The organism is Novosphingobium lindaniclasticum LE124, from assembly GCF_000445125.1.
GTDB lineage: Bacteria > Pseudomonadota > Alphaproteobacteria > Sphingomonadales > Sphingomonadaceae > Novosphingobium > Novosphingobium lindaniclasticum.
Genome location: NZ_ATHL01000025.1, coordinates 1 through 8,965, shown reverse-complemented (window position 1 = coordinate 8,965; position 8,965 = coordinate 1). Strand labels below are relative to the sequence as shown.

Below are 8,965 nucleotides of genomic sequence, written 5' to 3'. Positions count from 1 at the left end.
CCGGCCGCGGCGCGCCGCCGCTGCCGCCCGCTGCGATCGGCAACGGTCCGCGCCTGACGATCTGGCTGCCGAGCGGCGAAGGCTCCGACCGACTGCTCGAGAAACTCACCAGTGATTTGACCGCGATCGGTGTTCAACTCGTCAGGACCGACGATTCCAAGGTCGCCGACCTGCGGCTGATCGACGAGGTTGCGCGCTACCCCCGCGCCGCATGGTTCCTCAACCGACTCTCCTGCCGCAACGGACGCGGGCTCTGCTCCGCCGACGCCGATGCCCGCGTCTCGGAAGCGGCGATCGCCGCGACTCCGGAACAACGCTCCGCCCTGTTGATCGAAGCAGAAGCGGAACTGACGGCCGCCAACGTCTTCATTCCCTTCGGAACCCCCATCCGCTGGTCGCTGGTGCGCGGCAGCGTGGCCGGCTTCGCCCCCAACACCTGGGCCTGGCACCCCTTGATGCCGCTGGCATGGGTCGCCAGATAAAGCCTTCAACCGTTTTCCGGAGAGGCACGACTTTGGCAACTGGACAGACTTCCACGCGGCGCATGGATTTGGATCTGCCGCTTGGCACCGATCCCGTGGCGGTCCTTCGCCGCGTGGAAATGCTCGAACATGTGCTCGAACGTGCGGTGGCGCTTCCCGGTATAAGGCGCAAGGTCGGGCTGGACGCCGTGATCGGCCTGGTTCCCGTCGCGGGTGACGTGGTCGCGGCGGCGCTGGGCATGTATCTCGTCTGGGAAGCGCGGAACCTGGGTATGTCGAAATGGCAGCTCGCACGCATGACCACGAACGTCGGCGTGGATACGCTGCTGGGAGCCATTCCGGTAGCAGGCGACCTGTTCGATTTCATGTTCCGTTCGAACCGCCGCAACTTGAAGATCATCCGCCGGCATATCGACCGGCACCACCCTCATGCGCGGGTGATCGAAGGCTGAAGGAATGATCCGCCGGCCGCGATCAGAACCGCTCAGGCCGTTTGCGCGGCGGCGGTGAAGTCGCACTTCTGGTCGGTCTCCTTGGCGCCGCCGCCCAGGAAGGCGACCGCGAGGAACCCGGCGACCACGGCCACGGCGAAAGCCGCCGTCACTTTGCCGAGGTGCTTGTCGATCACGGCCTTGATCGGCGCGCCGAACAGCCGGAACAACACGCCCACGATCATGAAGCTGATCGAGCGCGAGACGATCGAAGCGCCGATGAACACGGCAAGGTTCATGCCGATGAAACCGGCGGTGATCGTCAGCAGCTTGAAGGGGATCGGCGTCGCGCCTTTCACGACGATGATCTCGGCCCCGTACTCGCGCAAGTAGCAGGCCGCTTTCGGGAAGCTGTCCGCCAATCCCAGCGCCTGCAGCAAGGCTTGGCCGAAGGCAGCGTAAGCGAAGTGGCCGATCGCATAGCCGAGCAGGCCGCCCGCGACGGAGGCCAGCGTGGCGATTACTGCGAAGCGAATCGCCTTCTTCGGTTCGGCCAGACACATAAGCCCCAGCAAGGGATGCGGCGGCACCGGAAAGAAGCTGGCTTCCATGAAGGCGAAGAGGGCCAGCCACCATTCGGCATGGCGGTGCGCCGCTTTGGCCATGGTCCAGTCGTAAAGGCGGCGCAGCATCGGGTTCTCCGGCTATCGTGGAACGGGTGCCGCGAGACGAGCGGCCGTGGTGCCGTGCTTAGTAGGCCGCCCCCGCAGCGGCAAGATATAACCCATTTGGTTATACGCTCTTGACATTTCGAATCCGTTTAGGTACAAAACAAGAACATCGAAAGCGGTCTTGTCGATCGCATATCGTCCGTCGAATACCTTCAACAGCAGGGATGGTCCCCTATGGTCGAGCCGAAAACGGCTTCGTCCGGCGCTGCACCGTGCCGGCGAGGCAACAAGACCGAGCAGCGGTGGCGCACCCTTTTCTTGGGCGCGCTGGCCGAAACCTCCAACGTCAGTGCCGCCAGCCTCGCGGCCGCCGTACCGCCGGGCAAGGCCTACAGGCTGCGCCGGAGCGATCCCGATTTTGCCCGCGCGTGGCGCGCAGCTCTGCTCGAGGGCTACGAGAACCTGGAGATGGAAGTTCTTTATCGGCTGCGCTTCGGCGATCCCAAGGACGGAGACGTCAAGTTCGACAACGCCACGGCCCTGCGCCTGCTCGGCCTTCATCGCGAGACCGTGGCGCGCGAACGGGCCGCGCGGGAGAACGAGGATCTCACCGCCGTGCGCGCTTCCATCCACGCCAAGCTCGCGCAATTGCGCGAACAGGTCATGGCGCGGCGCCTGCCGGGAGCCGAAGCGGAGGTCGATCATGGCTGAAGCCGATCCCCTGCACTGGCTGACAGATGCCGACGACGGCGAACTGGAAAGCTTCATGACGGGACTCGGCGCGTCCGGGCAGCGCGAGTGGCGCTGGGACTGGCGCCTCTGGGCGCGGCCCTCGCAGATCGCTCCCGCCGGAGACTGGCGCGTGTGGCTGGTCATGGCCGGACGCGGCTTCGGCAAGACGCGCTGCGGCGCCGAATGGGTCAACGAGATCGCGGAAAGCCAGCCCGAAGCACGCATCGCGCTCGTGGCTGCCCATCTCGGCGAAGCACGCTCGGTCATGGTCGAGGGCGAGAGCGGCCTGCTCTCGGTTGGCGCACCGTGGCGGAGGCCGGTCTTCGAACCTTCGCTGCGGCGACTGACCTGGCCGAACGGTGCGCAGGCGATGCTCTATTCCGCCGCCGAACCGGAAGCGCTGCGCGGTCCTCAGCACAGCCATGCCTGGTGCGACGAAGTTGCCAAGTGGGACAATGCCTCGGCGCGTGCGGTGGCAAGCTGGGACAACCTGCTCATGGGCCTGCGCCTCGGCCGGGACCCGCGCGCCGTCGCCACCACGACCCCGCGCAGCGTGCCGCTGGTCATGCGGCTGCTTGCCGAGAGCGAAAGCGGCGAAGTCACGGTGACGCGCGGCAGCACGTTCGACAATGCCGCCAACCTGCCCGAGCGCTTTCTCGACACCATGCGAAGCTCGTTTTCGCAGAGCCTTCTGGGGCGGCAGGAGATCGATGGCGAACTGATCGCCGACATCGAGGGCGCGCTCTGGAGCCGCGCGCTCCTGGAGGCCTGCCGTGAAAGCGGCGCTCCTGAATGCAGCCGAATCGTGGTCGGCGTCGATCCGCCTGCCTCGGCCGGCGGGGATGCCTGCGGTATCGTGGTCGTTGGCCTTGCGGAAGACGGCACCGCACATGTCATGGCCGATGCCTCGGTAGAGAAGGCCGGTCCCGAACGCTGGGCCCGCACCGTCGCCGCGACCGCCGAAGCCTGGAAGGCGGACCGCGTGATCGCCGAGGCGAACCAGGGGGGCGCGATGGTCGGCTCGGTTCTGCGGGCGGCGCGGCTCTCGCTGCCGCTGAGACTGGTCCACGCCAGCCGCGGGAAGGTCGCCCGCGCCGAGCCGGTCGCCGCGCTCTACGAAGCCGGACGGGTTTGCCACGCCGGGCAGTTCCCCAAGCTGGAGGACGAAATGTGCGGGCTGATCGCCGGAGGATCCTACCAGGGGCCGGGCCGTTCGCCCGACCGCGCCGATGCGCTGGTCTGGGCCTTGAGCGAACTCATGCTCGGCAAAGGCGGTGAGCCTCGGGTGAGGCTGGCGTAGCGTCACGCTCCCCGCTCCCTTCCGCGCCTGACCGATTCAGCGGCCGAAACCGCTCGAACCTCTATTGAAAGGAACCCATCAGTGTCCTTCCTCGATACGCTCGTTGCCGCCTTCAAGGGCGAGAGTGCCCGCGTGCCGCTGGCGCGAGGGCCGGCTTCGCCCTGGTTCTTCGCCGAAAGTGGCGGCGGACGCGCACCCTTCGAATACGGTTCGGCCGTGCGCCGGGCCTATCTGGAAAATCCGGTGGCGCAGCGTGCCGTCCGGCTCGTCGCGGAAGGGATCGGCGGCGCACCGCTCCGTGCCGCCGATCCCGGGCTCGCCGCGCTCGTCACCGAGACGAGTGCCGGACAGTCGCTGCTGGAAACGCTGGCCTGTCACCTCCTGCTCCACGGCAATGCCTACGTGCAGGTCGTCAAGGACGGACGCGGACGACCGGCCGAACTCTTCGCCTTGCGCCCGGAACGCGTCTCGATCGTCGCCGGGGAAGACGGCTGGCCGGCGGCCTTCGCCTACGACGTGGCCGGTCGGCGCCTGACGATCCCCCTGTTGGATGAGGACGCCTCGCCCAACATGATCCACATCCGCCACTTCCACCCGGCGGACGATCACTACGGCGCCGGCTGCCTCGCCGCCGCAGACGAGGCGATCGCCACGCACAATGCCGCATCGCGATGGAATCGCCAGCTTCTGGAGAATGCGGCGCGTCCCTCGGGCGCGCTGGTCTACGAAGCGGACGACGGGCAGACTCTCACCGGCGACCAGTTCGACCGGCTCAAGGCGGAACTCGCGCAGGCCTACGCCGGTTCGGGCAATGCCGGACGGCCGATGCTGCTGGAGGGCGGACTCAAGTGGCAGGCCATGGCGATGACGCCCGCCGACATGGACTTCGCCACCCTCAAGGCTGCCGCCGCGCGCGACGTGGCGCTGGCTTTCGGTGTGCCGCCGATGCTGCTCGGCCTTCCGGGTGATGCGACTTACGCGAACTACCGCGAAGCCAATCGCGCACTCTGGCGGCTCACGCTGCTGCCGCTGGCCAGCAAGATCTTCGCCGGACTCTGCGAAGGCCTTTCGCCGTGGTTCCCCGGCAGCGAACTTGCCATCGACCTCGACCGCGTGCCTGCCCTTGCCGAGGATCGCGAACGACTCTGGGCGCAGGTCAGCGCCGCGGACTTCCTGGAAGACGGTGAAAAACGCGCCCTGCTCGGCCTTCCCGCGCAACAGGATGTGGAGAACAAACCATGAACCAAAAAGACATGCTGGCCGGCCTGCTCGCGCAGGCCGGTGCCGAGGGAAGCGACCTCGTGACTCTTCGCGCCATCGTCGAGGAAGCCAGCGAAGTCGGCGCGCGGCGAATGCTCTCGCGGATCGGCCTCGACGACGCGACCGCTCCGGGAGACCTCTCGGAATTGCGCGAGCTGCTGCAGGCCTGGCGCGACGCCAAGGCCAGTGCGCAGGCCGCCGCGATCGGCTGGCTGGTACGCGGCGTGCTGGCGCTGCTGCTGCTCGGCCTTGCCGTGCGCCTGGGCGCGGGCGAGTTGCTGCGATGAGCGAGCCGCTACGCTTCGCCGGCTACGCCGCCCTGTTCGGCAAGCGCGACTCCGGGCGCGATGTGATCCGCGCCGGTGCCTTCGCCCGAACACTGGCGGAGCGGCGCGATCCGCTGCCGCTGTTTTGGCAGCACCGCCCGGACCTGCGGATCGGATGGGTGGAGACCGTCGCCGAAGATCCGCGCGGGCTGCGCGTGGTCGCCTCGGTGGACAACCCGGATGGCGCGGCCGGTCTCGCGCTGAAGCGGGCGGCCGTGACCGGGCTTTCATTCGGCTATCGTACCCGGGCCAGCCACCGGACTGCCGAAGGCCGCGAATTGCTCGATCTCGAACTCTTCGAGATCAGCCTGGTCACGCACCCGATGCAGCATGGCGCGCGCGTCCACCTGATCTCCTGACCCGTCGTCCCGGCCTCGATCCAGGACCGCTGGCCGAGCCGCATCAACCCAGCGGCAGGGCTGCCTCCGCGCACGCTATCGCCTCAAGAACTTCCCAGGGTCCCGGATCACGTCCGCGACGACGATCTGTGCCCCTCATTTCCCTGCCGCCAAAAACGGGCGGCTCCAACCGAAAGGTGAATGCCCGATGGACTCCCTTACTCCCGTCGAAGCGCTCGACGCCTCGTTCGACCTCGTGGCCCGTCAGGACGCCACCGAAGCTGCCGTCGAAACACTGCGCGGCGATGTCGATGACGTGAAGGCCCGCCTCGACCGTGTCAGCCGCGCCGCTGCCCGGCCGGTCATCGAAGGCGCCGCCGCTGCCGCCGCCAGCCTCGAAGTGAAAGGCTTCGTGGACGGCTACTTGCGCATGGGCCGCGAGACCGAGATCAAGTCGCTCTCCGGCGCCGTTCCCGCAGATGGCGGCTACGCGGTTCCGCGCGAAGTCGATGCCCTGATCTCCGCCAGGCTCAAGAACATCAGCCCGATCCGCTCGATCGCGCAAGTGGTGCAGACCGGCACTGCCGGCTACCGCAAGCTCGTCACCACCAGCGGTACGACCTCGGGATGGGTCAGCGAGACCGGCGCCCGGGTCGAGACCGCAGCGCCCAGCTTCGCGGAAATCGCGCCTCCCGGCGGCGAACTCTACGCGAACCCGGCGGCGAGCCAGGCCATGCTCGACGATGCCGCCTTCGACATCCAGTCGTGGCTGGCGGACGAGATCGCCGCGGAGTTCGGCCGCGCGGAAGGCGCGGCCTTCGTGAGCGGCTCCGGCACCAACCAGCCGAAGGGCTTCCTCACCGCGCCCAACGCCGCCACGGCCGATGCGGTGCGCCCCTTCGGCACGCTGCAGTTCCTTGGCTCCGGCAACGCCAGCGGCTTCGACGCCGCGCCCGAACTGAAGCTCATCGATCTCGTCCATGCGCTCAAGGGCGGACATCGCCAGGGCGCAAGCTGGGTGATGAACGCCAAGACCCTGGGCGTGGTGCGCAAGCTCAAGGCGGCGGACGGCTCGTTCCTGTGGCAGCCGGGTCTGATGGAAGGCCAGCCGAACCGCCTGCTCGGCTATCCCGTGGTCGAGGCGGAGGACATGCCCGACATCGCCGCCGGCGCCGTACCGATCGCCTTCGGCAACTTCCGCGCCGGCTACCTGATCGCGGAGCGCAGCGCGACCTCGATCCTGCGCGATCCTTTCACCAACAAGCCCTTCGTCCACTTCTACGCGACCAAGCGGATTGGCGGCCAGGTGCTCGATTCCGACGCGATCAAGCTGCTCAAGATCACGGCCTGACGCCGTCCCGGCGTGCGGGAAGCGGCCGTCCTTTCGCTTCTCCGCACGCCCTTGAGCAGCGGCCCGCGCCAGTTCCCCCGCCCCGCCCGGCGCGGGCCACCCGCCTCCTTCCTTCCTGATCGGAGACACCCATGAACCGGGTCATTCTCACGCGGGCGGAGCTGCCGACCTCGGCGCTTGCCGAACTCAAGCAGTGGCTCGGCGTTACCACCGCGCGAGACGACGCCCCGCTGGCCGCCCTGCTCGCCGCCGCCCTGGAAACCTGCGAGGCCTTCACCGGCCGAATGCCGCTGGTTGCCGTGTGCGAGCAAATACTGCCTGCGACCACGGGATGGCAGTCGCTTGCCACAAGGCCGGTACAGGCGATCACCGTGGTGGAGGGCATCGCCGCCGACGGCGCTCGGCTTGCGCTACCTGCCGGTTCCTACGAGATCGACCTTGATGCGGACGGCACCGGCCGAGTCTGCCTCTCCTCCTCCACGGCAGCACGCAAGGCCGCCGTCCGCTTCAAGGCGGGACTTGCCGAAGACTGGGACAGCCTACCGGACGGACTTCGCCAGGGCATGATCCGCTTGGCCGCGCACCAGCACCGCGGGCGCGACACCAGTGGCGCCGCCCCATTGCCGCCCGCTTCCGTCGCCGCGCTGTGGCGTCCCTGGCGGCGCATGCGCCTGACATGAGCGGCCTGATTGCAGCCGACGCGGATGCGGCTTTCGAAAGCCTCGCCCGGCGCTTGACCGAGCGGGCCAGGACGCTGGCTGCCGCCCGGGCCGCGACGCGGCGATTGACCGAACGCCGCGACGAAAAGCGCTGGCGCCGCGCAGATCTCGTCTGGCCCTTGTTCGGGAAAGGATAAGTCATGGAAAACGCCCTGCGCGCCGCCCTGATCGAATGGCTCGCCGCCGATCCGGTGCTCTCCTCCGTGCTCAACGGCGTGACGGAGGAAACGCCGCTGCGCACCAGCCTGCCCTGGCTGGCAATCGCCTCCAGCGCCAGCACCGACTGGAGCTGCAAGACCGCCGCCGGACGCGAGGTTCGGATCGCGCTCGAACTGCAATGCCGGGGGGACACGCCCGGCGCGGTGGCGCCGCTCGTCGCGGCGATCGAAGCGCGGGTGGAAACCCTGCCTGCCGAGCAACCGGGATCCCAGGTCGTCACGACCCGGTTCCTGCGCGCCCGTGCCGAACAACGCGGCGAAAGCCGCCGCGCCGTCCTGCTGGAGTATCAATTCCGCCTGCTCGCCGCCTGACCTCTCTCGTTTCAAGGAGACCACCATGCCCGCCCAAAAAGGCAGTGCCTTCCTTCTCAAGATTTCGAACGGCGGCTCTCCCGCCGGCTATCAGACCGTTGCCGGTCTCCGTACCACGCAGATGTCGGTGACCGGCGATGCCGTCGTCGTCACCAGCAAGGACAGCGGCGGCTGGCGCGAGCTGCTGTCCGGGGCGGGCATCCGCTCGGTATCGGTGAGCGCCGCCGGAATCTTCCTCGGCAGCGCGGCCGAGGCCAAGATCCGCGCCAACGCCATGGCGGGGACGCTCGACGACTACGAACTGAGTTTCGAGGACGGCGAGAAGCTGCGCGGGCGGTTCCTGGTCCAGCGTCTCGACTATGCCGGAGATTTCAACGGCGAGCGCAACTATACGCTGCAACTCGAAAGCTCCGGCCAGGTGACCCCGGCATGACGGGCGCCAACGCCCTGCGCGGCGAGGCCCTGCTGGAGATCGGGGGCACGGCGCATGTCCTGCGCCCCAGCTTCACCGCGCTCGTCGCCGCCGAGGAGGAACTCGGCCCGCTGTTCGCCCTCGTGGAGCGGGCCGGCGCGGGGGAGCTTCGCCTTTCCGAACTGACGGCGCTGTTCTGGCACTGCCTCGGTCCGCACGCCGCCCTGCCGCGCGAGACCGTGGGCGAAGCCGTCGTGTCCCACGGTCTGGTGGCCTGCGCGGCGCCGCTGCGCCTGCTGCTCGGCCAGATCTTGAAGGGCAGCGGATGAGCGAGGCCCGGTTCGCGCCGGCGGCACTCGTGCTCTGCGGTCTTGCCGCGCGCACGCTCGGCTGGCGGCCCGCCGAGTTCTGGG

General features: G+C 68.4%; 13 protein-coding genes and 1 pseudogene. 13 read left to right on the top strand and 1 reads right to left on the bottom strand.

Annotated elements, in window-relative coordinates:
- Both L284_RS48180 and L284_RS27910 read left to right on the top strand, forming a co-directional pair.
- Window positions 1-482 (top strand): annotated as a pseudogene (locus tag L284_RS48180) (ABC transporter substrate-binding protein); the annotation flags it as partial.
- 62 nt (window positions 483-544) lie between these two features.
- Complete coding sequence (locus tag L284_RS27910) at window positions 545-934, top strand: DUF4112 domain-containing protein (RefSeq protein ID WP_021232572.1); 390 nt, start codon at window positions 545-547, stop codon at window positions 932-934.
- A gap of 32 nt (window positions 935-966) precedes the next feature.
- Here L284_RS27910 and L284_RS27905 read toward each other — a convergent pair whose 3' ends face one another.
- Entirely contained in the window at window positions 967-1,605 is a 639-nt protein-coding gene (locus L284_RS27905; RefSeq protein WP_021232571.1) for a YqaA family protein, read from the bottom strand.
- Between the two features lie 213 nt (window positions 1,606-1,818).
- Here L284_RS27905 and L284_RS27900 point away from each other — a divergent pair, with 213 nt between their 5' ends.
- From L284_RS27900 to L284_RS27850, 11 genes are all read left to right on the top strand, one after another.
- Window positions 1,819-2,295 (top strand): hypothetical protein, encoded by a 477-nt coding sequence (locus L284_RS27900; RefSeq protein WP_021232570.1) that lies wholly within the window; start codon window positions 1,819-1,821, stop codon window positions 2,293-2,295.
- Window positions 2,288-3,616, top strand: a complete 1,329-nt coding sequence (locus L284_RS27895) for a DNA-packaging protein (RefSeq protein WP_021232569.1) — start codon at window positions 2,288-2,290, stop codon at window positions 3,614-3,616. Before L284_RS27900 ends, L284_RS27895 begins: the two co-directional genes overlap by 8 nt.
- An 81-nt stretch (window positions 3,617-3,697) precedes the next feature.
- Window positions 3,698-4,858: a phage portal protein gene (locus tag L284_RS27890; protein ID WP_021232568.1), complete on the top strand. Its 1,161-nt coding sequence runs from the start codon at window positions 3,698-3,700 to the stop codon at window positions 4,856-4,858.
- Window positions 4,855-5,163 (top strand): DUF6127 family protein, encoded by a 309-nt coding sequence (locus tag L284_RS27885; RefSeq protein ID WP_021232567.1) that lies wholly within the window; start codon window positions 4,855-4,857, stop codon window positions 5,161-5,163. The genes L284_RS27890 and L284_RS27885 overlap by 4 nt, the downstream gene beginning before the upstream one ends.
- Window positions 5,160-5,561, top strand: coding sequence for an HK97 family phage prohead protease (locus L284_RS27880; RefSeq protein ID WP_021232566.1), 402 nt, complete (start codon window positions 5,160-5,162; stop codon window positions 5,559-5,561). The genes L284_RS27885 and L284_RS27880 overlap by 4 nt, the downstream gene beginning before the upstream one ends.
- Window positions 5,562-5,748: 187 nt before the next feature.
- On the top strand, window positions 5,749-6,891 hold the full coding sequence (locus L284_RS27875) for a phage major capsid protein (RefSeq protein WP_021232565.1): 1,143 nt from the start codon (window positions 5,749-5,751) through the stop codon (window positions 6,889-6,891).
- 131 nt (window positions 6,892-7,022) lie between these two features.
- Entirely contained in the window at window positions 7,023-7,571 is a 549-nt protein-coding gene (locus L284_RS27870) for a head-tail connector protein (protein ID WP_021232564.1), read from the top strand.
- Entirely contained in the window at window positions 7,568-7,747 is a 180-nt protein-coding gene (locus L284_RS27865) for a hypothetical protein (protein WP_021232563.1), read from the top strand. Before L284_RS27870 ends, L284_RS27865 begins: the two co-directional genes overlap by 4 nt.
- 3 nt (window positions 7,748-7,750) lie before the next feature.
- Complete coding sequence (locus tag L284_RS27860) at window positions 7,751-8,140, top strand: DUF3168 domain-containing protein (protein ID WP_021232562.1); 390 nt, start codon at window positions 7,751-7,753, stop codon at window positions 8,138-8,140.
- Between the two features lie 25 nt (window positions 8,141-8,165).
- Window positions 8,166-8,573, top strand: coding sequence for a phage major tail protein, TP901-1 family (locus L284_RS27855; RefSeq protein WP_021232561.1), 408 nt, complete (start codon window positions 8,166-8,168; stop codon window positions 8,571-8,573).
- The gene (locus tag L284_RS27850; RefSeq protein WP_021232560.1) at window positions 8,570-8,881 is read left to right on the top strand and encodes a gene transfer agent family protein; all 312 of its coding nucleotides are present in this window, start codon (window positions 8,570-8,572) and stop codon (window positions 8,879-8,881) included. The genes L284_RS27855 and L284_RS27850 overlap by 4 nt, the downstream gene beginning before the upstream one ends.
- The last annotated feature ends 84 nt before the right edge of the window (window positions 8,882-8,965 follow it).